Genomic DNA, 20,775 nt, shown 5'->3' on the forward strand with positions numbered 1-20,775 from the left:
AGATGATCCCGGTGATCGACGGACACAACGACCTGGCCTGGGCGCGTAGACAGCGCCACGCACTGTCCACGCAGCAGCTGCATGAACTCGTCGCGGAGGCGCACACCGACATCCCCCGGCTCCAAGCAGGGGGCGTCGGCGGTCAGTTCTGGTCGGTATGGGTCGACTCCTCACTCGAAGGCGCGGCGCAGGTGACCGCGACCCTCGAGCAGATCGACTTCGTGCACCGGCTGGTGCAGGACTATCCGGAGGTCTTCGCGTTCACCCGCACCTCGCACGAGGCGCGTACCGCCATCAGGCAGGGGCGCATAGCGTCACTGATCGGCGTCGAAGGCGGCGCGCAGATCGACAACTCCCTCGGCGTGCTGAGACAGTATGCGCGGCTCGGGGCGCGCTACATGACACTCACCTGGAACCACACGACTGACTGGGCGGACGCCGCCACGGATGCTCCGCGCCACGACGGCCTCAGCGAGTTCGGTCGCGACGTCGTGAGGGAGATGAATCGGATCGGGATGCTCGTCGATCTCGCGCACGTCGCGCCGTCGACGATGCGGGATGCGATCGCCACCAGCATCCGCCCGGTGATGGTGAGTCACTCGGGTGCCGCGGCGCTCTGCGATCATCCGCGCAACGTCCCTGACGACGTGCTCGCCGCGATCGGAGCAGGCGGCGGGATAGTGATGGTCGCGTTCGTCCCGACGTTCCTCAGCCAACAGCGCCGCGACTGGCACGTCGCCGGCGAGATCGGCGCACCACCCGAGGTGACGATCGCCCATGTCGCCGACCACATCGAACACGTGCGAGCCGTCGCCGGAGTGCACGCGGTCGGCATCGGCGCGGACTATGACGGCACGGATGCCATGCCCACCGGCCTCGAGGACGTCTCGGGGTATCAGCGGTTGCTCGACGAGCTACGACGCAGGGGATGGACGGAAGACGAACTGCAGGCGTTGGCGTTCCGCAATGCGCTGCGCGTGCTGGAAGCCTCGGATGCCGACCACCTCGCCTTCCTTTCCGGACGCGAGGATCGTCCCCGGGTGCTCATCGTCGTGAACGCCGACGGTTCGGGACCTCGGCGCCTGCTGAGCTGGCTCGATGCCGCAGGAGTCCGAGCCGACGTACGCCATGGTGCGCATGGTCTCCCGGAGAACCTGGAGTCCTACGATGGCCTGGTGATGCTCGGCGGCGGGATGATGCCCGATGACGTCGAGAAGGGACCCTGGCTTCCGGACGAGCGGCGACTCGCGTCCGAAGCGATCGAACGGGACCTGCCCACTCTGGGCATCTGCCTCGGTGGACAGCTGCTCGCCCAGATCGCGGGTGGCGAAGTGCGCGAGTCGTATGGGGTGAAGGAGCGCGGTTCCACGGTGATCACGACGACCTCTGACGGGCGCGAGGATGCGGTGATGTCGGGGCTCGGCAGCGCGGCCCCGCTGATCGAGAACCACCAGGACCAGATCACGGTGCTGCCGCCCGATGCCGTTCTGCTCGCATCGAGTGAAGGGGTCGCCATCCAGGCGTTCCGCATCGGCGCGCACGTCCGCGGAGTGCAGTTCCATCCCGAGGTCTCAGCCGATGACCTTCTGTGGTGGAGCGAACCGACCGATCCTGCACCTGGCGATCGTCCTGTCGCAGACCTCGTCGCCGAGGCCCTTCGCGTCGATGAGGAGAACACCGCCGCGTGCCAGGCGTTGGTGCGCGGCTTCGCGCAGGAGGTGCGTGAGGCTGCGGGGATCCGGACGTGAGCGTCGCGCCGAGCCCGTCGACCAGGGCTGCGCTCGACCAGGGCGCTGCAGCCGTGATACTGCGAGGTGCGATCGCCGAGACGAGACACCTCGCCCCCGCCACCGCGGCCGCCATCACCCGCAACGGTGAGCTCGTCGCCGTCGATGTGCAGGGGATGCCGCGAAGAGACGGGGCCAGCACCTCACGGGGAACCGTGTTCCGTATCGCGTCGATGACGAAGAGCTTCCTCGCCGCCACCGCTCTCGCGCTTCGCGACGACGGACTGCTCGATCTGCACGCCCCGGCGGCGCAGTACGTTCCCGGTCTCGCCGCCGCGACCTTCCGCGGGCGCCCTGCATCGATGACCCTCTCGTCGCTGCTGTCCAACCGGGCGGGGCTCACCGAGGACAATGCGTGGGGGGATGAGATGCTCGGCGAACCGCGAGAGTCGATCGCAGAGATGGTCGACTCCGGCCTTCGGCTCGCTGCGCTCCCCGACACCGAATACCACTACTCGAACCTCGGAATATCGATGATCGGCCGAGCCATCGAAGCCGTCACCGGCCTGCCCGTCGAGGTCGTGATGCAGCAGCGCATCATCGATCCGCTCGGCCTGTCGAACACGAGACCAGCGGCATCGCTGTATCCGCGCGGTACCGAACTCGCCCTGGGCTTTCGCACCTTCGACGATGGGACGACGTTCGTCGAGGAGCCGTACGTGGGTTCGGGTGCGCTCGCCTGCATCGGCAGCCTCTTCTCGACGCTCGACGACATCGCGCGATGGATGCACTTCCTCGGCACGGCGTTCGATGACGCTCCGATCGCCGAGGATGTCCTCTGCGCAGCTTCCCGAAGAGAGCTGCAGTCAGCGAGATCCATGATCCCGATCTCCGGTGGGCGCTTCGACCCTGACCTCGTCGACGGCGCGGGCTACGGCTACGGAGTCGCCATCGAGCACGACAGGCGGTTCGGCAGGATCGTCCAGCATGCGGGCGGCCTTCCCGGCTTCTCCTCGCACATGCGGTGGCATCCCACCACCGGGATCGGCGCCGTCGTGTTCGGCAACTCCGACGCGTTCGACGCCGCTCCGGTCGCGGCTCAGGCGCTTCGGGACGCACTCGCTGCGATCGACGCGCCCGCGGCGATCGTCCGACCGTGGCCGGAAACGCTCGCCGCCGCGTCGGCCCTGGATGATCTCGTGCGCGCCGGGCGTCCGCTGTCGGATGCGGTCGAACTGCTCGCCCGCAACGTGCTCCGCGACGTTCCGGAGCCGGTGCGCGCCGCGAGGCTTCGCGCCGCGATCGACGAGGTCGGCGATCCGCTCCCGCATGCGGGGTCGGCCCTTCAGCGCATCCTCACCGCGAAGGATGCGGCGTCGCTGCGCTGGAGGATCCCCTGTGAACGTGGCGCACTGATCTGCGATGTGCATCTGATGGGGCTGCACCGGCCGCTCGTGCAGTCGTTCTCGGTGCGCGTCGGCGACGGGGACATCCCCCGCGGCGCGGCCGCTGACATCACCGCGCACCACCTCGTCGAACTCCCCTGAACTCGGAGACGAACCCACCCCTCGATACGCTCGAAGCATGTTCCGGAGATCACTTCCCCGATACCTCGCTCTGTTCGTGACCGCCGTCGCGCTGATGTTCACCGCATCCGGCGCCGTGGCATCCGCGATCGAACCGCAGGCGGGCGTCGATGATTTCGACTTCTCCTCATGGGACGCGACGTTCGAGGTCGGCATGAATGCGGACGGGCGCGCGACCATGCATGTGGTGGAGACCCGCGTCGCCGAGTTCCCCGAGTACGACCAGAACCGGGGCATCGTCGCGGGCTATCCGGACAGTTATCAAGGAGCAGGACTCGACACCTCGATCATCTCGGTGCGTGATGAGAACGGAGACGACGTCCCCTATGAGATCGAGAAGGACGACGGCATCATCTACGTCCTCACTGGTGACGATGACTACGTGCACGGCTCGACGACATACGTCATCGAATACGAGATGCGCGACGTCATCCTCGCCGCCGAGGGCACGAACGTCGATGAGTTCTATTGGGATCTGCTGCCGCTGGACAGCACCCAGGACATCGGCCGATTCCGCGCAGACGTCGCCTTCGACGACGCGCTGGCCGCGCAGCTCACCGGCGACTCGGCCTGCTACCAGGGCCCGCAGGGCTCGACGGACACCTGTGACCTCAGCGAGGACGCCGGCACGTTCTCCGTCAGCGCGAACGACTTGACCGCGGGCGAGGGTGTGTCTGTGGCGATCGCACTGGAGCCCGGCACGGTCACCCAGCCATCGGCGCGCAGGCCCAATGCCGCCACCGACGTGCTGCCCTACGCAGTCGGCGGCGGCGCTGTACTGCTCTCACTCGGCGGCTGGTTCGCCACCAGCGCCATGATCCGTTCCCGCCGCCGAGGCACTGGCATCGTGGTGGCGCAGTACGACGTGCCGGATTCGATGCCACCTCTCCTCGCGAGCGCCGTCGTGCCCAAGACGAAGAACTCGCTCACCGCGCAGATCGTGCACCTCGCCGTCCGCGGACTCATACGACTCGAAGACGTGCCCGAGGACGGCGAGAAGAAGAAGCGACGCCCGCGCCTGCGCCGACTCGACGGCCCGATCCCCGATCCGCTGGATGAACGGGCCCTCAAAGCGCTGTTCAACAGCACCGAGACGGGCATCGTCATGAAGATGCCGAAGAACAGTGCGGCGTTCTCGAAGCGCATGGTGGCGCTCCTCAAGGCCGGCCCGAAGGCCGCGGAAGAACGAGGACTGACCACGAAGGCCCGCAGCCGAACGGCGCAGATCGTCCAGATCGTCTCGCTGGTCGTCCTCGCGGTGATGATCGGCCTGTTGTGCTGGGGGCTCTTCACCGGCAGGTCATCCGCCGGCCCGGTGTTCCTTGCAACGCTGGCCTGCACCATCGTCGTGGCCATCTCGAGCGTGGTGGCGTTCAAACAGCACACCGTGCTCACCCACGAGGGCGCGCTCCAGCTCGAGTATCTGGAGGGCGTGCGTGAGTTCATCCGCGTCGCGGAGGCCGACCGGCTGCGAATGCTGCAGTCGTACTCGGGCGCAGAGCGTCGCAGCGACGGCACGGTCGACGTCATCCACGTGTACGAGAGGCTGCTGCCGTACGCGATCCTGTTCGGGCAGGAACGCGAATGGGGTGAAGTGCTCGAGGTCAGCTATGCGAGTGAGCAGCGGTCACCCGGCTGGATCGACGGCTCCGCGGTCGGCCTGACGATGCGGATGACCGCGTTCTCCGCCGCGACGCGTGCTTCTTCGACCTACACCGCGCCGAGCACAGGCAGCTCGTCGAGCTTCGGCGGATCGTCGGGCGGCGGGTTCTCCGGTGGCGGCGGAGGCGGCGGATTCTCTGGAGGCCGCTGACGCGAGAGGCCGAATCTAGCTTTGGAAAACCCAGACCATCTGGCGTGTCGTCGGCGCGGCGCACCGTGACACGCTGAGGACACGCCAGGTCGTCCCTGTTTCCCCAGGCGGGCGCCTGTCCCCGGTGCCCGTCCGGGTCGGCCGAGCTCGTCAGATGATGGGCGGATCGGATGCGTCGCGCAGAGCCCGCTCGACGGTCGACTGCACGAGCGCCGAGAGGTAGCCGCCCGGATTGTCCACGCCGATGCCACGGAGCAGCGACGTCGACTGTCCGATGATCGCCCGGGAGAACTCGGATGCCGTCGCGATCGCCTCCGCGTACGAGGCTCGGTCGTCCTCGCCGATGACGACCGGCTCGCATCCGAGCTCGACAGCCAGCGCCTGCGCGATCGGCAGCACCGGCGCGGGGGCGGTGACGGCGGCGAAGCTCGCCTGCAGCTGGCGCAGATCGATCGAGGTTCCGGTGAATGAGATCGCCGGGTGCACGGCCAGCGGGATGGCGCCCGCACGCTGCGCGGGCTCCAGCACACCGATGCCGTAGGCGGGATCCGTGTGCAGCACGAGCTGACCCGGCTGCCAGGCGCCCAGTTCCGACAGTCCGCTGATGAGACCGGGAAGCTCATCGTGCGGCACTGCGACGATCACCAGCTCGCTGCGACGCAGCACCTCCGCGGCATCGAGCACCGGCACGTCCGGCAGCACACCGGCGACACGGTCATCGTCGGAGCCGCTCGTGATGCCCGTGATCGCGTGTCCCGCACCCGCGAGCGCAGCACCGATCACCGGTCCGACGTGTCCGGCGCCGATGATCCCCACGCCGAGTCGTCCGTCACGGTTCATAGGGACCGCTCGTGCTCAGCATCCTGAGCCCAACGATGACTGTGATCACGACCCGCTGCCGCCGCTGCGCGGCGCGAGATGTCATCCATGGCCGCAGTCAACGCCGCGCTCTCGATGCCGACGACATCGCCGAGGACGGGGCCCGTGACGCTGTGCACCTTGAGCGCCGCGACGCGCTGGGCCCGATCGATCGGTCCCTGCGCGGCCGAGACGCCCTGCATGCGGGCGAGCGGGAACACCGCGAGCTTGCGCCAGAAGTTGCCGCGCCGCATGATCACGCCGAAATCCGTGACCGCGAAGCCGTGGCGCTTCCACGAGAATGGGCGGCGCCACCAGCCGCGCCGCTGCAGCACCTGATAGGGATCGCCCGTCTGCGGTCCGAAGATGCCCTGCTCCCAGATGAGCGGTCGATCCGCTTCGGGCATGTCGGGAAGCACCAGCGCGAGCACGCGCTCGACGTCGTCGCGAGTGCCCACCGGCAGCACGATGTTGAACTGCTGAGCCGTGCTGGACTGCTGCTGGGATACGCTCTTGCCGCTCATCCGGTTGATCTTGATGGTCCACCAGCCGAACGGCCGCCACAGGATGGACTGCGTCACTTCGACGGCGAAGATCCGCCCGGGCGGAATCGTCTCGGTGACAGTCGTGAACAGGCCGAACGTGATGCGCACACCGTCGGACGTCGGCGCGATCGAGTAGCGCAGCGACCTGGATATCTGCGCCCAGACGATGGCCACCGCGGCGATGACGAACGGCACCCCGACGCCGAGAAGGATCCCGACGACGCCGATCCACGCGTCAGGATCGCCGTCCGAGAGGATGGCAGGGATGGCGAATGCCATCGTGATGCCGAAGATCAGGATGAAGAACCCGAGCCACAGCACGCCTGCGAGCAGCTGCGACCCGACGAGTCGTCCGGTCGGGATCTTGACGACGCTCTCCGGTGCGACATCGTTGAGGTCGACGCCGCCGATGAGGTCGTTCACTCCCCCGTTCAGCGAGCCGACGAACTGGGAGCGGATCGTCGCGGCGCCCGCAGGAGCAGCGTTCTGCGGCGACCGACCGTGCTGCCTCGCCTCGCGTGCCGCACGCGCACCGGATGCGAGCCGGAGGATGTCCGATCGCACCGTCTCCGCCTTGGTCGTCGAGAGGTACTCCAGCGGCACGTTCGCGTCGGTGCCGGCGCCGACGACCTCCAACTTGGCCATACCGATCAACCGTGCGGGGAAGGGCCTCGTGAGATTGACGCCCTGCACGCGGTCGAGCGGTGCCCGGCGCTGCGAACGGAAGATGATGCCCTTTCGCACTTCGACGTGCTCGTCGGAGATGCGGAATTCCTGGAAGCGCCAGACCAGCCAGAACAGCGCGATCAGCACGATCAGCACGCCCAGCACGACGAGGAGGACGACCAGGATGAGGTTGTTCTCGAACACCCAGTCCACCGGATCGCCACCGGCGTAGTCGCCGACATGAGCCTCTTCCGGGGCGAACAGGCCGATGCCCCAATAGATGATGCGGTCGCGGAAGTTGTTCAGCATGATTCCGGCGACGATGATGAGCACGAGGCCGCCCTTGAAGAGCGGTGTCAACGGATGCAGTCGGTGCCATTCGCCGTCGGCGAGCGACTCGCTGCCCGCGGGCGCGGACGGCACGGGTGGCTGCGCCGCGTGCGGATCAGGGGGCTGAGGAGTGCTCACAGGCCGGTCCGTCGAGTCTCGGCGACGTCGATGAGGGTGTCGCGCAGCGCTTCGGCGGCCGCCTGCGTGAGTCCGGGGATCTGCACCCCCGTCGTGGCGGCGGCGGTGACCATCTTGAGCTGCGAGACGCCGAAGGCGCGATCCAACGGTCCGTGCGTGATGTCGACGAGTTGCATGCGGCCGTATGGCACGGCGATGATCCGCTGCCACAGAATGCCCTTGCGGAACACGATGTCATCAGCGCGCAGCATGAAGCCGATCGCCTTCGCCTGCCGCGGAAGGATCACCAGGGTGATGAGGATCATGACCGTGATGATGCCGGCAGGGATCCAGATCCAGTGCTGATCGAGAACCAGTCCGACGATCAGGGCGGCGATGACCACCAGTGCCAAGAAGATGCCGTTCTGCAGGAACTGCGAGACGACGTAGCGCGGCGAGATCTGATGCCATCTGCCGTCGAGGTCGATGCGTCCTGCGCCACGTGGTTCGCGGAGCTTGTCGTAGGTGCCCTCATCGAGCACAGGCGGTGCGGTGATGGGAGAGGCCGGCGAGGCCTCCGACGCCACGGCGGGGGCCATCGGCTCGGCAGGTGCTGCCGGAGCGGGCGGAGCAGGAGGCGTCACTTGCGGCGCAGCGTTCGCGGGCATCTGCGGTTCCGACGCAGGCACCGGAGGCGCTGGCGGGGCCGGGGGGATGTTCGGCAGCTGGGAGGGCGGTGTCGGCTCAGTGCCCGGCGTCGGCTCCGGTGGAGGGGTCGTCTGGCTGTCGGTCATCAGGATCCTTCGGCAGGGTGCAGAACTGTTCGGCCACGAGAGCGGCGACCACGAGGACGAGTGAACTCGCCATGAGAGCGGCCATCGCCACAATCGACCCTACCTGTGGATCAACGGGACGCGACAGGAGGAAGACCAGCAGGCCGCCTCCGAACCCCGTCATGATCGCACCGAGCAGGCTCGAGGCTCGGGCGAGGGTCGCGGCGCGCAGCGCACGGAACGGATCGATGCGACCGGCAGACTTGCCTCGAACGCTCCGCCTGACCGGCCAGGCGACGGCGAGAACGGCGACGGCGAGCAGCAGCAGGAGCACCGGCAGGAACCCCGACGGAGCGAACGTCGCCCGACCGGACACCGTCAGCAGATGATCGATCAGATAGCTCACTCCCCCGCCGATCAAGGCGAGGAGGATGAGAATCGGGGCCGAAGTGCGCTTCATCCGCGCCCCGAGCCGTCGCTCGAGCTGTCATCCGCGGCATCCGCGCGGAGAACCACTGCGAGATCGGCGATCCGGCCACGCCCCGGGATCTCGCCGTCTGGGTCGAGGCTGAGCCATGGATCGAGCACGAACAGCCGCTCTGCAGCGCGCGGATGCGGCAGAAGCAGACGCGGGTCATCCGAGACGACGTCGCCGTAGGTGATCAGATCGAGATCGAGAGTTCGATCGCCCCAGCGCTCGCGGCGCTCACGACCGTGCTCCTCCTCGATCGCATGCAGCATGCCCAGCAGCACCTGCGGAGCGAGACGTGTCGAGACGATCGCGACCGCGTTGACATACCCCGGCGCGTCAGGATCGGGACCGTCGAGGCGCACCGCGACCGTCTCGTACAGTTCGGAGAGCCGCACGTCATCCACGAGTGGGAGCCGTTCGATCCGCTCCACGGCGCGTCGGATCGTCTCACGACGGTCTCCGAGATTCGCTCCGAGCGCGATGACGGCGTTCGCCGTGTCACGGCCAGGACGAGGGTCCGGCTGTGCGGGCGGCGGCTTGCGGATCATCGGGGTGCATCCTTCCGTGAACGACGGATCGTGACCGACACATCGGAGAACGTCAGCGGGATGGGCGCGTGGGGCTTGTGCACTGTGACATCGACCTCGTTCACTCGCGCGTCCACGAGAACGACATCGGCGATGCGCTGAGCGAGAGTCTCGATGAGGTCGACCGGCTCGCCTGCGACGACGGCGGCCACTTTCTCAGCGAGCTCGCCGTAGTGGACCGTATCGGCCACGTCGTCGGATGCCGCGGCATCCGCCAGATCGAGACGCAGGCGCAGGTCGATCACGAACTCCTGGCCGTTCTCGCGTTCGTGCTCGAACACCCCGTGGCGGCCGAACACAGTGAGCCCGGTGAGCGTGATCTCGTCCGTGGTCTGCATGCTCAACCCTCCCAGGCGTGCGCGATCGCGAGGGCGTCGCGCGTCGCGGCGACGTCGTGCACGCGCACCGCCCACACACCGTAGCGAACCGCGAGCGCACTCGTCACAGCCGTGGCGAGATCTCGCCGATGCTCGTCGACTTCTCCGGCTCCGTCGAGTGACTCTGTCAGGAATCTCTTGCGCGAGGTGCCGATCAGCACGCGATGGCCGAGAGCGGTGATGTCGTCGAGGCCGCGCAGGACTTCCCAGTTCTGCCCGCCGGACTTGGCGAAGCCGATTCCGGGATCGACGATCAGTCGGGCGGGAGCGATGCCGGCGGCGGCCGCTTCACCGACGCGATCCCGCAACTCGCCGGCCACCTCTCGCGAGACCCGGCGATACTGCGCGCGCGCGTACATGTCGTCCGACGGTCCTCGCCAGTGCCCGATCGCGAAGTCGGCAGAGGATTCGGCGACGGCGCTGAGCATGTCGGGGTCGGCGAGGCCACCGGACACGTCGTTCACGATGCGTGCGCCGGCGTGCACGGCAGCGGCAGCGGTCGATGCGTTGAGCGTGTCGACGCTCACCGGGATGCCGCGGGCAGAAAGCTCCTTGATGACCGGGAGCACGCGCTGCTGCTCCACCTCCGGGTCAACTCGTTCGGCACCGGGCCGGGTGGATTCTCCACCGACGTCGAGCACGCTCGCACCGGCGTCGCGCAACGCCAGACCCTGAGCGATCGCATGCTCGGGATCGATGTAGCGGCCGCCGTCACTGAACGAGTCCGGCGTGACGTTGACGATGCCCCAGATGCCGGTCATCGCTCTTCCCGGCCGGCACCCGTATCGGACGTCGATCCCGCACCGATCAGCGCGATGATCTCCTGCCGTGCGACGGGCTCGGTGTATTCGCCGCGTGCGGCGATCGTCAGAGTGGATGACTCGCTCTGGCGGCCACCGCGCATCGTGACGCAGCCGTGGGTCGCGTCGAGCACGACGAGCACGCCTCGCGTGTCGAGATGCTCCGCGATGGTGTCGGCGATCTGCTCGCCGAGGCGCTCCTGCACCTGGGGGCGGGCCGCGAGGATGTCGACCACGCGCACCAGCGCTCCGAGCCCGACGACCTGCTCGCCCGGCAGGTACGCGATGTGCGCGTGCCCGGCGAACGGCAGTAGATGATGCTCGCAGACGGAGCGGAAACGGATGTCGCGCAGCAGCACCGCACCCGACGGCAAGGTCTCCGGCGCGGGTCCCCGCGTCACGCTGATCGTCCGGGCGAGAGGTGCCGCGGCATCCTCACCCACACCGGCGAAGAACTCGGCGTACAGCTCGGCCATCCGCGCCGGTGTCTGCCGGAGTCCAGGGCGCTCGGGGTCTTCGCCGATCGCCTCGAGGAGCTCACGGGTCAGCCGCTCGACACGCGCCCCGTCGACGGCCACGATCAGGCCGTCGCCGGCCGGGCCTGCCCGGATGCGGGCGCGCTGCCGGTCGCGCCACGGGATGCCGTGGCATCCGCCGACCCGTCCACCGAAGCCGCGGCATCGACCGGGATGACGCGCGTCGGCACATCGATCGGCGGACGATCCGACACCGGGCGCTCGTTGCTCGAGAGCCAGAGGGGCCGTTCGGGAAGTTTGCGGATCTCGGTGAAGATCTCGGCGATCTGGTTGTGATCGAGCGTCTCCTGCTCGAGCAGCGCGAGCGCGAGACGATCGAGGATGTCGCGGTTGTCGCTGATCACCTTGTACGCCTCATCGTGCGCCTGCTCGATGAGCGCACGCACCTCTGTGTCGACGCGCTCGGCGATCGACTCGGAGTACTCACGACCGCGCCCCATGTCGCGTCCTGCGAACGGCTCGCCGCCCTCGGTGCCGAGCTTGACGGGACCGAGGTCGGTCGTCATGCCGTACTCGATGACCATCTTGCGGGCGATGCTGGTCGCCTTCTCGATGTCGTTCGAGGCGCCGGTGGTCGGGTCGTGGAAGACGAGCTCTTCCGCCACGCGGCCGCCCATGGCGTAGGTCAGCTGATCCTGCAGCTCGTTGCGAGTGACGGAGTACTTGTCATCCAGCGGCATCACCATCGTGTAGCCGAGAGCCTTGCCTCGGGGCAGGATCGTGATCTTGGTCACGGGATCGGTGTAGTTCATCGCCGCCGCCGCGAGGGCGTGGCCGCCCTCGTGATAGGCCGTGATGAGCTTCTCGCGGTCCTTCATCACGCGGGTGCGCCGCTGAGGCCCCGCGATGACGCGGTCGATCGCCTCATCGAGGGCACGGTTGTCGACCAGCTGCGCGTTCGAGCGTGCCGTGAGCAGAGCCGCCTCGTTGAGGACGTTCGCGAGGTCGGCACCGGTGAAGCCGGGAGTCTTGCGGGCGACGACTTCGAGGTCGACACTCTTGGCGAGCGGCTTGCCCTTGGCGTGCACCTGCAGGATGTGCAGGCGGCCCTTGAGGTCGGGGGCGTCCACGCCGATCTGACGGTCGAAGCGACCGGGGCGCAGCAGCGCGGGATCGAGGATGTCCGGGCGGTTGGTCGCCGCGATCACGATGACGTTCGCGTTCGGGTCGAAGCCATCCATCTCGACGAGCATCTGGTTCAGCGTCTGCTCGCGCTCATCGTTGCCGCCGCCCATGCCGGCACCGCGGTGGCGACCGACGGCGTCGATCTCATCGATGAAGATGATGGCAGGGGCGTTCTCCTTGGCCTGATTGAACAGGTCGCGCACACGAGAAGCACCGACACCGACGAACATCTCGACGAAGTCGGACCCGGAGATCGAGTAGAACGGAGCGCCGGCCTCGCCGGCGACCGCGCGGGCGAGAAGGGTCTTGCCTGTTCCTGGAGGGCCGTACAGCAACACGCCCTTCGGGATGCGGGCGCCGATCGCCTGGAACTTCGCGGGGTTCTGGAGAAAGTCCTTGATCTCCTCAAGTTCCTCGATGGCCTCGTCCGCACCGGCGACGTCGGCGAAGGTGACCGTCGGTGTCTCCTTGTTGGCGAGCTTGGCCTTGGACTTGCCGAACTGCATGACCTTGCCGCCGCCGCCTTGCATCGAGGAAAGCAGCCACCAGAACAGCAGGCCGAGCAGCACGAGGGGCAGGAGGAGGGAGAGGAACCCGTCGAACCAGGTGGCGCGAGGAACGACGTCGTTGAAGCCGTCCTTCGGATCTGCCGTGGTGATCGCCTCGACGACCTCTTCGGCGCGGGCGTTCACATAGTAGAACTGCACCGTCTTGGAGTCTTCGAACGCCTTCGACAGCGTCATGTCGACACGCTGATCGCCGTCGGTGTTCGTCACCTCGGTGACCGTGTCACCCGCGAGCAGGTCGAGACCCTGCTGAGTGGTGATCGTCTTGGGGGCGCCGAGGTTCGAGATCAGCAGGAACCCGCCGAACAGCAAAACACCGATCAGCGCCACATAAACCAGTGGATTCCGGGTGATCTTCTTCACGTCCATGATGCGTTCAGCGTATCGCGCCGTACTTTACGGTCCGCTGGGATTCGCCCACGGCGTACCCCATGACCGCTGAGCCTGGTCGAAGCGTCAGAGCAGGCGGGTCAGGAGTACACGTGCGGCGCGAGCACGGCGACATCGCGCAGGTTGCGATAGCGCTCATCGAAGTCGAGACCGTAACCGACGACGAATTCGGTCGGGATGTCGAAGCCGACGTACTTGCAGTCGATCTCGACCTTCGCGGCATCCGGCTTGCGCAGCAGCGCGAGCACCTCGATCGACGCGGGGCCTCGGGACTCGAAATTCTCCAGCAGCCAACTCAGCGTCAGACCGGAGTCGATGATGTCCTCGACGATCAGCACGTGCTTTCCGTGCAGGTCGGTGTCGAGGTCTTTTCGGATCTGCACCACGCCGCTGGATTTGGTGCTGGAGCCGTAGCTGGAGACGGCCATCCAGTCCATCGGGGCGTGGAACGGCAGTTCCCTGGCGAAGTCGGCCATCACCATGATGGCGCCCTTCAGCACGCCGACGAGCAGCAGATCCTTGCCCGCGTAGTCCTTCGCGACCTGAGCGGCGAGTTCGGTGAGCTTGGCTTTGATCTCCTCCTCTGTGACGAGGATGTCGGAAAGGTCGTCCTGGATCTCAGCGGCGCGCATGCATCGATTTTAGTGACACGATCCTGTGCGTGCGCACTACTGTGAGCGGTGAGGCGCGCGGACGCCCGCCGAAGGAAGGAATCTCATGGCTCTTGACGACATCCTCAAGCAGGTGCCGATCGATGACATCGCGGCGAAACTCAACGTCTCACCCGACGTCGCGAAGTCTGCGGTCGAGCAGGGTGGAGCAGTACTGCTCGGCGGGCTGGCCAAGAACGCGTCGAGCGAAGCGGGCTCTGCGGCGATCCAGAACGCGCTGAAGAAGCATGAAGGCAAGACCGGCGTCTCCACGGTGGATGAGGTCGATCAGGCCGATGGCGACAAGATCGTCACGCACGTGCTCGGGGATCAGAAGCAGGAAGTCACGTCGAAGCTGAACGCGTCGGAGAAGACGGCAGGGATCGACTTCGGCAAGCTCCTCCCGATCCTCGCGCCGATCATCATGGGCCTGATCGCGAACAAGAACAAGGAGAAGTCGACGACCGCGGACGGCACGGAATCCGGTGGCGGAATCGGCGACCTCATCGGCGGATTGATCGGCGGCGGCGACCAGGGCGGATCCGGTGGTGGAATCGGCGATCTGCTCGGCGGGATCCTCGGTGGCGGATCGTCCTCAGGAGGCTCCGGCGGAGGCATCGACCTCGGCGGCATCTTCGGCAGCATCTTCGGCGGCAAGAAGTAGCCGCACGACGCTGCGCGTATTCCGCATCGCGCGCAGTCAGCCCCGCGCAGTGAAGACGATCTGCCCGCCCAGTCTCGCTGCCGAGCAGCCGGGCAGATCGATCGGTCCTTGCCCCGACCAGTCGGTGACGAGGCGTGCGACCTCCGTCGTCTGAGTGCGTGTGAGACTCACGCCGAACTCGCTGTGCGCGACGAGACGGATGATGCGGTTGCGCAGCGCCGTGGGATTCGCGGCGAGGGCTCGGACACTGACGGAGATCCCGGCTTCGGCGTGCTCGACGATGTCCTCTATCGTCTCGCTGATCATCTCGTCGAACGCCTCGGTGTCTTCCCGAAGCTGCGCTGCCGTGCGCGCGAGCGCCTCGGCGATGCCGGGGCCGAGCTCCGTCTCCAGCACCGGAAGCACGCGTTCGCGCACGCGGACCCTCGCGAAGCGATCGTCGAGATTGTGCGGGTCGTCCCAGGGCTCGAGATCGGATGCTGCGCAGAACGCTCGCGTCGTCTCCCGCCGCACGCCGAGCATCGGGCGAAGCCAGATCAGCCCGTCGTCGGCTCGGCTCGGAGACATGCCCTGCAGACTCGCAGCGCCGGCGCCGCGAGCAAGTCCCAGCAGCACGGTCTCCGCCTGGTCGTCGAGCGTGTGGCCGAGAAGGACTGCAGTGGCGTGCTCCTCCGCGGCGATCCGGCGGAGCGCCGTATACCGGGCGGCACGCGCCGCCGCCTCCGGGCCATCCGCGTCGCCGCGCACCTGCACGCGTTCGACTGAGGCTCGGATGCCGAGTGCATCAGCCTTCGCGGCGGCCACGGCCGCAGCATCCGCTGACCCTTCCTGCAGCCCGTGATCGATCGTCGCGCTCACCACCCGCATCCGCCGCGCGCGCGCCTCGAATGCGGTTGCAGCGGCCAGAGCCAGAGAGTCTGCGCCTCCGGAGAGCGCGACGACGAGAGTCGCCCCTTCGGGCAGATCGACGAGCGCGGTGCGCACAGCGAGGCGGATCTCGGCGATGGCGGGCGACAGTGAAGGCACACGACAACGGTACGGCACGCAAAACACCTGCCCGCGGCATCCGACTCCGCTCTAGTCTGAGCCTGTGACCGAGCAGACCGCGTTCGCTCCCGAGCGCCTGAAGGCGTTCGTCGATGCTGTCGTGGCGATCGCGATGACACTGCTGATCCTGCCTCTTCTCGAATCGGTGTCCGACGCTGCGAGAGAGGGATCCGCCACCGGTGCGTTCCTTGTCGAGCACCGCGGCCAGATCGTCAGCTTCATCCTCAGTTTCGTTCTGATCGCCCTGTTCTGGATGGAACATCATCGACAGTACGAGCGGGTCCTTCGCGTCACCTCGCCGCTGTTGTTCATCAATGTCGCGTGGATGCTCACGATCGTGTGGCTGCCGGTGCCGACGGCGATGCTCGGTCAGATGGACACCGACCCGTTGCAGGCTCTGCTGTACATAGGCACGCTGATCCTCACCCAGGTGACGACGCTTGCGGGCAAGCTGTACCTGATGGGGCATCCGACGCTCATGGATCTCAGCGCCGAGAAGCTCCGAAGCGGAGCGATCGGCGACATCGCCGCGATCATCCTGTTCTGCGTCGCGTTGCCGATCGCCGCGTGGGTGCACGTCGTCGGCTACTTCGCTCTTCTGCTCCTCGTGTTCTCGGGTCCGCTGGAGAAACTGCTGGATCGAGTGCGCAGGTAGGCTGGTTCCCGGCATCCAACCGTCTTTTCTGAGGAGCACACGCATGGGCGCACACGACGCCGTCATCGAGATCCCGCGCGGCAGCCGCGTGAAGTACGAGGTCGACCACGAGACCGGGCGAGTCCACCTCGACCGCGTGCTCTACACGACCTTCGGCTACCCGGCCGACTACGGCTACTTCGACAACACTCTGGGCGAGGACGGCGATCCCCTGGATGTGCTCGTGCTGCTCGACCAGGCACTGTTCCCCGGCGTGGTCGTCGAGGTGCGCCCCGTCGCCGTGCTGAAGATGAGCGATGAGGCCGGTGGTGACGACAAGCTCGTCGCCGTGCTGTCGAAGGATCCGCGCTGGGCGCACATCCAGGACATCGGTGACCTCGCCGAGTACACGAAGAAGGAGATCGAGCACTTCTTCGAGCACTACAAGGACCTCGAGCCCAACAAGTGGGTCAAGGTCGACGCGTGGGGCGACGCCGCCGAGGCACAGCGCATCCTCGATGAGGCGATCGTCCGGTTCGGCGAGAACGGTCACTGAGCCGCTCCCCCTCCACGTAAGAAGCCCTCGGCTCCGCATCTGCGGCCGAGGGCTTCTTCGTGCGTGCGATCTCAGACCGAGATACCGCGCGCTGCCATGAAGTTGATGGGGTTCGTGTACCCGCCGTTGATGTAGACCTCGTAGTGGAGGTGGCATCCGTACGATCCGCCGGTGTTGCCCGAGTAGCCGATGACCTGACCCGCGTTCACCCACTGGCCGTGGCGAACCGAGATCTGGCTGAGGTGGCCGTACCCGCTGCCGATACCCCCGCCGTGCTGGATGCGGACGTAGTTTCCGTAACCCCAGGTCCAGCCGCCGTTGAGGCCGGCGTAGTCCACCGTGCCCGAGTGCGCCGCGAAGATCGGCGCGCCGCAGCCGTTGGCGAGGTCGACGCCGTAGTGCCAACTCGAGGAGCATCCGCTGCCGTTGCACTGCTGCGAGCGCGGGCCGTAGCCCGATGAGCGGTAGCCGCCCTGCGGGCGCACCCAACCACCGGTTCCGCCGCCTCCGCCGCCACCACCGCCTCCGCCGCCGCCGCCGCCACCGTTGTTGTTCTTCGCGGCTTCTTCGGCTGCTCGACGTGCGGCTTCCTCTGCCGCGCGCCGCCTGGCCTCTTCTGCCCGCTTGCGCGCGGCCTCACGGACGCGGACGCCCTCCTGGTAGTCCGCGACCGTCTTCTTCGTGTTGTCCTGAAGCGCGGCCAGCTGAGCTTCGAGAGTCTCGAGGTTCGCAGACTGCTCGTCGAGGGCGGCCTGCGCTGCCTGAGCGGCTTCTTGCGCCGCGACCATCTTCTCTTCAGCGATCTTCTGCAGGCGGTCGCGCTCGTTCCTGGCGACGACGGCCTGGTCGCTGAGCGCCTGTGCGGAGTTGTGCGCGGCGACGGCGGAGTCATAGACCGACTGGTTGTACTGGAGGAGCTTGTCCATCGTGCCCAGGCGCGAGAGCAGGTCGTCGGCCGTCGAGGCGGAGTCCGCGAAGAAGAGTTCGAGGGCGGTGTCGTCGCCGCCGTTGCGGTAGAGCTGCGTCGCGACCTGCCCGGCCTTGCGAGCCGAGTCGTCTGCGATCTGAGACTGCTCATCCGCTTGTGCCTGCAGCGCCTCGGCCTCTGCGATCGCAGCGAAGTACTTCTGCTGGGCTTCGTAGTACTCGGCGGCGGCGGTCTCGGCGGCTGCCTGAGTCTCGGTGACCCGCTGTGCGAGCGACTTGATCAGGTTCTGGATGCGGGCCACCTCAGTGGCCTTCGCCGCCTCACTGTTCTTCGCGCGCTGAACGTCATCCCAGCTCGGGTACGAGGCCGCGAAGGCGGCGTTGACGCCGGAGCCGATTCCGAAGGCGCTCAGCGAGACGACACTGAGAGCGCCGAGTCCGAGGGCGTTGCGGCGGGTCAGTGCGTCCTTCTGCCAAAACGTGCTCCGCTCGTCGACGGTCGGCGCGCATCCGCACGAATCTCCCGCATCGCGCGCAGCATCCATCGCCGACTGCTCGTCGTTCACACGGCCCCTTTCACAGGATTCACTCATGCCACAGTAACAACATCTTTAACATCCGCAACAGCGAATTTCGGATGCTGCGGCATGGCAGGCACACCCCATCGTCCTCCCGAAACGCCCGGGCGGAAGGATGGCGCGCCCTCGATTCGCGTTTTGGCCAAAACATCCTTTATGCTTGAGCGTCGGCAAGGAAGTCCCCCGGGACGCCCTTCGGCCCCATCGTTTAGCGGCCTAGGACGCCGCCCTTTCACGGCGGTAGCACGGGTTCGAATCCCGTTGGGGTCACTCCATCCGATATACAATTTAAAAGCATGGCCCTGTAGCGCAGTTGGTTAGCGTGCCGCCCTGTCACGGCGGAGGTCGCGGGTTCAAGTCCCGTCAGGGTCGCTCTAAGCGACGGGCCCTTTTTTCGAAGAGGGCCTTTCGTCTAGGTTGCGGCAGATCTACGATGTGCCGCATGGCTCTGTAGCTCAGTTGGTAGAGCGCACGACTGAAAATCGTGAGGTCACGGGATCGACGCCCGTCGGAGCCACAAGGGTGATCATTACAGTCATCCTAGAAACCCTCGCCTAGCTTCTACATGGCGGGGGTTTTGCTTTGCCCTGGTGAGGGGTGGTTTCCGAGCCGCTCCCCTGGGCTGTTCCGGCCAGGTCTTCGAACGAGTTGGGCTACCGGCCGCTGCGTGAGCGCGGCGACACGAGACGCCCTCTCCGGGAACTTGTGCCGGTTTTGTGCCTGTCGTCACACGTTCCAGCCACGCGACGACGCATACTCATGGATGCTGTCGACCATCCGCCCGACGAACGGGTCGTCGCCGAGCTGCGCTCGCGCAGCATCCGCCGCCGCAGCGTAGGCGATAACGATGCCGTCCGTGATCTCATGGGCGCGCGCCTCAGCCCAATCGCGGTCGAGGCCGACCCGCGCCGCCACCCTGACCAGCGAATCGAGGCTGATCCGTCCGACGCTGTACTCGCCCTCGATCGACATGGCGAGCTTCGGGTCACCGCCGTCGGCGGCGAGGTACGGTGCGTAGCTGCCGAGGTCATAGAGCGGGGCAAGCTTGGCACGATCACGCTGCAGCAGAAGCGAGTAGTTCTTCGCGTGCGCGTCGGTGCCGAGAGACGCCACCGAGAACACGAGAGCCTCGTAGAACTGTCTTGCGTTGCCTCGCCGGTCTTCGGCGTCAGGCAGGGAGTTGATGAGGCGGGCGATCGCGGCGACACCGGGTCCGCCCTCGGACTGATACTTCATATCCGGCGGGACGCTCAGCGTCTGACAGAGGTCTTCCTGATGGAGCCGATGCCAACGCCCGTCTTCGAGCCGGCGGTCGTAGCGCGTGGAAACGAACACCGCGTGACCACGTTCGGTGGTCACCAAGAAGTCGTCAGCGACGTGAAGCCGCAACTCACGCGCCGCGGCCATCGTCATGAACTCATTGATGTGATGGTCCGGATAGGGCGCGACCGCTGGCTTCAGTATGTGCGTGGTCGGTGTCGAATCCTGCGGCACCGCCCATTGTTCCTGCTCGGTGCGGAACAGCGCGACTTTGGGCTGCGCACCGGGAAGACTCCAGCGTGCGTCATCCGCACGCCTCCCCCAGGTATCACCGTTGCGGACAAGATCCGCCACGAGCTCCGCGAAGTCGGCCTCGGAGAGTTCTCTCACATCGCCGTGACGTTCGGCTGCGTCAGCGCTCGCCTCACCAGGCGGAAGCAGCTGCACCGCACCGGCCGCATCACGACCAATGTGCGAAAGCAAAGCGAAAGGATTACTGGCGCTGACACGATACTCGCGTCCGAGCTCCGCGAGCCGCCCAGGACTGTCGGGAAGCAACCCCTGCAGAAAAGCACGCACCGCCTTGTTCTTGTGCCCGGCTCGCACAAGCGGCATGGAGAGTGAGAGCGGGGTCGCATCGCGCCGGGACCGGTAGTCAGGGTCGTAGGTGAATGACAAGGCGCCGCCAGCCGACTGCCCGATGACGCCGATCGCTTCGCCATCGAGATACGCGAACAGTTCACTCGACATCATCGACCTCGCTGACGTCGACGACGAGGCCGAGCTCTCGGAGAACGCGCATGAGCCGGAAGAGCGTGACGGTTGTGGACCCGTTCTCCAGCCGCACGACCCACTCACGGGTGACGCCGGCGCGGCGCGCGAGCTCAGCTTGAGACAGACTCAGACCTTCGCGGCGCTCAGCAACGAGCGCCCCGAAGTCGGATGCAGCGCGTATTTCCATCTCCACCTCGCAAGTGACTTATAACGCACAACCCTACATGTGACTTATAACGCACACAAGGGGAAGTGACTTTTAACGCACACTCATCTGTCGCCGAGCCACGCGACCCCCACCACTCGATCTTGCGTGGTGTCCGCGAGCGACCCACCAAACTGCCGGGATGTCGGCTCAGAACTCACGGGCGAGAGCTGTGAGAACTTTCTTAACTCATTCAAGGCCGGCCTCCGGCC

At 66.7% G+C, this 20,775-nt stretch carries 20 protein-coding genes and 3 tRNA genes; 9 read left to right on the plus strand and 14 right to left on the minus strand.

Translation table 11 applies throughout. The features are described from left to right. The first annotated feature begins 2 nt into the window (after positions 1-2). Genes ACP7AR_RS10380 through ACP7AR_RS10390 form a run of 3 tightly spaced genes read left to right on the plus strand, consistent with a single transcriptional unit; the run spans position 3 to position 5,126 of the window. The gene (locus ACP7AR_RS10380) at positions 3-1,748 is read left to right on the plus strand and encodes a membrane dipeptidase (RefSeq protein WP_426185401.1); all 1,746 of its coding nucleotides are present in this window, start codon (positions 3-5) and stop codon (positions 1,746-1,748) included. Continuing rightward, the gene (locus tag ACP7AR_RS10385) at positions 1,745-3,274 is read left to right on the plus strand and encodes a serine hydrolase domain-containing protein (protein WP_426185403.1); all 1,530 of its coding nucleotides are present in this window, start codon (positions 1,745-1,747) and stop codon (positions 3,272-3,274) included. The genes ACP7AR_RS10380 and ACP7AR_RS10385 overlap by 4 nt, the downstream gene beginning before the upstream one ends. 37 nt (positions 3,275-3,311) lie before the next feature. Beyond that, the gene (locus ACP7AR_RS10390) at positions 3,312-5,126 is read left to right on the plus strand and encodes a DUF2207 domain-containing protein (RefSeq protein ID WP_426185405.1); all 1,815 of its coding nucleotides are present in this window, start codon (positions 3,312-3,314) and stop codon (positions 5,124-5,126) included. 150 nt (positions 5,127-5,276) lie between these two features. Here ACP7AR_RS10390 and ACP7AR_RS10395 read toward each other — a convergent pair whose 3' ends face one another. The 10 genes from ACP7AR_RS10395 to hpt all read right to left on the minus strand — a co-directional run bounded on the left by ACP7AR_RS10395 (position 5,277) and on the right by hpt (position 13,900). Further along, entirely contained in the window at positions 5,277-5,966 is a 690-nt protein-coding gene (locus ACP7AR_RS10395; RefSeq protein ID WP_426185407.1) for a DUF2520 domain-containing protein, read from the minus strand. Beyond that, a complete protein-coding gene (locus ACP7AR_RS10400) occupies positions 5,963-7,663 on the minus strand; it encodes a PH domain-containing protein (protein ID WP_426185409.1) in 1,701 nt (566 codons plus the stop codon). The genes ACP7AR_RS10395 and ACP7AR_RS10400 overlap by 4 nt, the downstream gene beginning before the upstream one ends. Further along, positions 7,660-8,241: a PH domain-containing protein gene (locus tag ACP7AR_RS10405; protein WP_426187714.1), complete on the minus strand. Its 582-nt coding sequence runs from the start codon at positions 8,239-8,241 to the stop codon at positions 7,660-7,662. Before ACP7AR_RS10405 ends, ACP7AR_RS10400 begins: the two co-directional genes overlap by 4 nt. Positions 8,242-8,386: 145 nt before the next feature. Beyond that, a complete protein-coding gene (locus ACP7AR_RS10410) occupies positions 8,387-8,875 on the minus strand; it encodes a DUF3180 family protein (RefSeq protein WP_206477110.1) in 489 nt (162 codons plus the stop codon). Next, positions 8,872-9,435 carry a 2-amino-4-hydroxy-6-hydroxymethyldihydropteridine diphosphokinase gene (folK, locus tag ACP7AR_RS10415; protein ID WP_206477111.1) on the minus strand — a complete coding sequence of 188 codons (564 nt, stop codon included), beginning with the start codon at positions 9,433-9,435 and terminating at the stop codon, positions 8,872-8,874. Before folK ends, ACP7AR_RS10410 begins: the two co-directional genes overlap by 4 nt. Then, a complete protein-coding gene (gene folB / locus ACP7AR_RS10420) occupies positions 9,432-9,812 on the minus strand; it encodes a dihydroneopterin aldolase (protein ID WP_426185411.1) in 381 nt (126 codons plus the stop codon). Before folB ends, folK begins: the two co-directional genes overlap by 4 nt. Positions 9,813-9,814: 2 nt before the next feature. Beyond that, positions 9,815-10,612 (minus strand): dihydropteroate synthase, encoded by a 798-nt coding sequence (gene folP / locus ACP7AR_RS10425; protein ID WP_206477113.1) that lies wholly within the window; start codon positions 10,610-10,612, stop codon positions 9,815-9,817. Further along, positions 10,609-11,229, minus strand: coding sequence for a GTP cyclohydrolase I (folE, locus tag ACP7AR_RS10430; RefSeq protein WP_206477114.1), 621 nt, complete (start codon positions 11,227-11,229; stop codon positions 10,609-10,611). Before folE ends, folP begins: the two co-directional genes overlap by 4 nt. 2 nt (positions 11,230-11,231) lie before the next feature. Then, the gene (gene ftsH, locus ACP7AR_RS10435; RefSeq protein ID WP_426185414.1) at positions 11,232-13,247 is read right to left on the minus strand and encodes an ATP-dependent zinc metalloprotease FtsH; all 2,016 of its coding nucleotides are present in this window, start codon (positions 13,245-13,247) and stop codon (positions 11,232-11,234) included. A gap of 101 nt (positions 13,248-13,348) precedes the next feature. Beyond that, complete coding sequence (gene hpt / locus ACP7AR_RS10440; RefSeq protein WP_426185416.1) at positions 13,349-13,900, minus strand: hypoxanthine phosphoribosyltransferase; 552 nt, start codon at positions 13,898-13,900, stop codon at positions 13,349-13,351. Positions 13,901-13,985: 85 nt separating this feature from the next. On the opposite strand from hpt, the gene ACP7AR_RS10445 reads away from it, so the two are divergent. Then, positions 13,986-14,582, plus strand: a complete 597-nt coding sequence (locus ACP7AR_RS10445; protein ID WP_426185418.1) for a DUF937 domain-containing protein — start codon at positions 13,986-13,988, stop codon at positions 14,580-14,582. Between the two features lie 36 nt (positions 14,583-14,618). Here the strand turns inward: ACP7AR_RS10445 and tilS are convergent, their stop codons facing one another. Further along, positions 14,619-15,608, minus strand: coding sequence for a tRNA lysidine(34) synthetase TilS (gene tilS, locus ACP7AR_RS10450; RefSeq protein ID WP_426185420.1), 990 nt, complete (start codon positions 15,606-15,608; stop codon positions 14,619-14,621). Between the two features lie 64 nt (positions 15,609-15,672). Between tilS and ACP7AR_RS10455 the strand changes: the two genes are divergently transcribed. Together ACP7AR_RS10455 and ACP7AR_RS10460 are read left to right on the plus strand one after the other, a co-directional pair. Continuing rightward, positions 15,673-16,284, plus strand: coding sequence for a TMEM175 family protein (locus ACP7AR_RS10455; protein ID WP_426185422.1), 612 nt, complete (start codon positions 15,673-15,675; stop codon positions 16,282-16,284). A 43-nt stretch (positions 16,285-16,327) separates the two neighbouring features. Beyond that, entirely contained in the window at positions 16,328-16,819 is a 492-nt protein-coding gene (locus tag ACP7AR_RS10460; RefSeq protein WP_426185424.1) for an inorganic diphosphatase, read from the plus strand. Between the two features lie 71 nt (positions 16,820-16,890). Here ACP7AR_RS10460 and ACP7AR_RS10465 read toward each other — a convergent pair whose 3' ends face one another. Continuing rightward, positions 16,891-18,312, minus strand: coding sequence for a M23 family metallopeptidase (locus tag ACP7AR_RS10465; protein ID WP_426185426.1), 1,422 nt, complete (start codon positions 18,310-18,312; stop codon positions 16,891-16,893). Positions 18,313-18,521: 209 nt separating this feature from the next. Here ACP7AR_RS10465 and ACP7AR_RS10470 point away from each other — a divergent pair. The 3 genes from ACP7AR_RS10470 (at position 18,522) to ACP7AR_RS10480 (ending at position 18,841) form a co-directional block, all read left to right on the plus strand. After that, a tRNA-Glu gene (locus tag ACP7AR_RS10470) sits at positions 18,522-18,594 on the plus strand. A gap of 28 nt (positions 18,595-18,622) precedes the next feature. Beyond that, positions 18,623-18,696, plus strand: a tRNA-Asp gene (locus tag ACP7AR_RS10475). 72 nt (positions 18,697-18,768) lie between these two features. Continuing rightward, a tRNA-Phe gene (locus ACP7AR_RS10480) sits at positions 18,769-18,841 on the plus strand. 209 nt (positions 18,842-19,050) lie between these two features. On the opposite strand, the gene ACP7AR_RS10485 is transcribed toward ACP7AR_RS10480, so the two are convergent. Both ACP7AR_RS10485 and ACP7AR_RS10490 read right to left on the minus strand, forming a co-directional pair. Continuing rightward, positions 19,051-20,337, minus strand: a complete 1,287-nt coding sequence (locus ACP7AR_RS10485; RefSeq protein WP_426185428.1) for a type II toxin-antitoxin system HipA family toxin — start codon at positions 20,335-20,337, stop codon at positions 19,051-19,053. After that, entirely contained in the window at positions 20,324-20,545 is a 222-nt protein-coding gene (locus ACP7AR_RS10490) for a helix-turn-helix domain-containing protein (RefSeq protein WP_426185430.1), read from the minus strand. The genes ACP7AR_RS10485 and ACP7AR_RS10490 overlap by 14 nt, the downstream gene beginning before the upstream one ends. Positions 20,546-20,775 lie beyond the last annotated feature (230 nt).

Source organism: Microbacterium sp. TWP3-1-2b2 (assembly GCF_049896145.1).
GTDB lineage: Bacteria > Actinomycetota > Actinomycetes > Actinomycetales > Microbacteriaceae > Microbacterium.

Excerpts from the sequence above, each read along its gene's own strand:
- ACP7AR_RS10390 (WP_426185405.1), top strand. The coding sequence starts at position 3,312 with ATGTTCCGGAGATCACTTCCCCGATACCTCGCTCTGTTCGTGACCGCC.
- ACP7AR_RS10445 (WP_426185418.1), top strand. The coding sequence starts at position 13,986 with ATGGCTCTTGACGACATCCTCAAGCAGGTGCCGATCGATGACATCGCG.
- ACP7AR_RS10405 (WP_426187714.1), bottom strand. The coding sequence starts at position 8,241 with ATGGCCCCCGCCGTGGCGTCGGAGGCCTCGCCGGCCTCTCCCATCACC.
- folB (WP_426185411.1), bottom strand. The coding sequence starts at position 9,812 with ATGCAGACCACGGACGAGATCACGCTCACCGGGCTCACTGTGTTCGGC.
- ACP7AR_RS10380 (WP_426185401.1), top strand. The coding sequence starts at position 3 with ATGATCCCGGTGATCGACGGACACAACGACCTGGCCTGGGCGCGTAGA.
- ACP7AR_RS10410 (WP_206477110.1), bottom strand. The coding sequence starts at position 8,875 with ATGAAGCGCACTTCGGCCCCGATTCTCATCCTCCTCGCCTTGATCGGC.
- ftsH (WP_426185414.1), bottom strand. The coding sequence starts at position 13,247 with ATGGACGTGAAGAAGATCACCCGGAATCCACTGGTTTATGTGGCGCTG.
- ACP7AR_RS10490 (WP_426185430.1), bottom strand. The coding sequence starts at position 20,545 with ATGGAAATACGCGCTGCATCCGACTTCGGGGCGCTCGTTGCTGAGCGC.
- ACP7AR_RS10395 (WP_426185407.1), bottom strand. The coding sequence starts at position 5,966 with ATGAACCGTGACGGACGACTCGGCGTGGGGATCATCGGCGCCGGACAC.
- hpt (WP_426185416.1), bottom strand. The coding sequence starts at position 13,900 with ATGCGCGCCGCTGAGATCCAGGACGACCTTTCCGACATCCTCGTCACA.
- ACP7AR_RS10460 (WP_426185424.1), top strand. The coding sequence starts at position 16,328 with ATGGGCGCACACGACGCCGTCATCGAGATCCCGCGCGGCAGCCGCGTG.
- folK (WP_206477111.1), bottom strand. The coding sequence starts at position 9,435 with ATGATCCGCAAGCCGCCGCCCGCACAGCCGGACCCTCGTCCTGGCCGT.
- ACP7AR_RS10485 (WP_426185428.1), bottom strand. The coding sequence starts at position 20,337 with ATGATGTCGAGTGAACTGTTCGCGTATCTCGATGGCGAAGCGATCGGC.
- folP (WP_206477113.1), bottom strand. The coding sequence starts at position 10,612 with ATGACCGGCATCTGGGGCATCGTCAACGTCACGCCGGACTCGTTCAGT.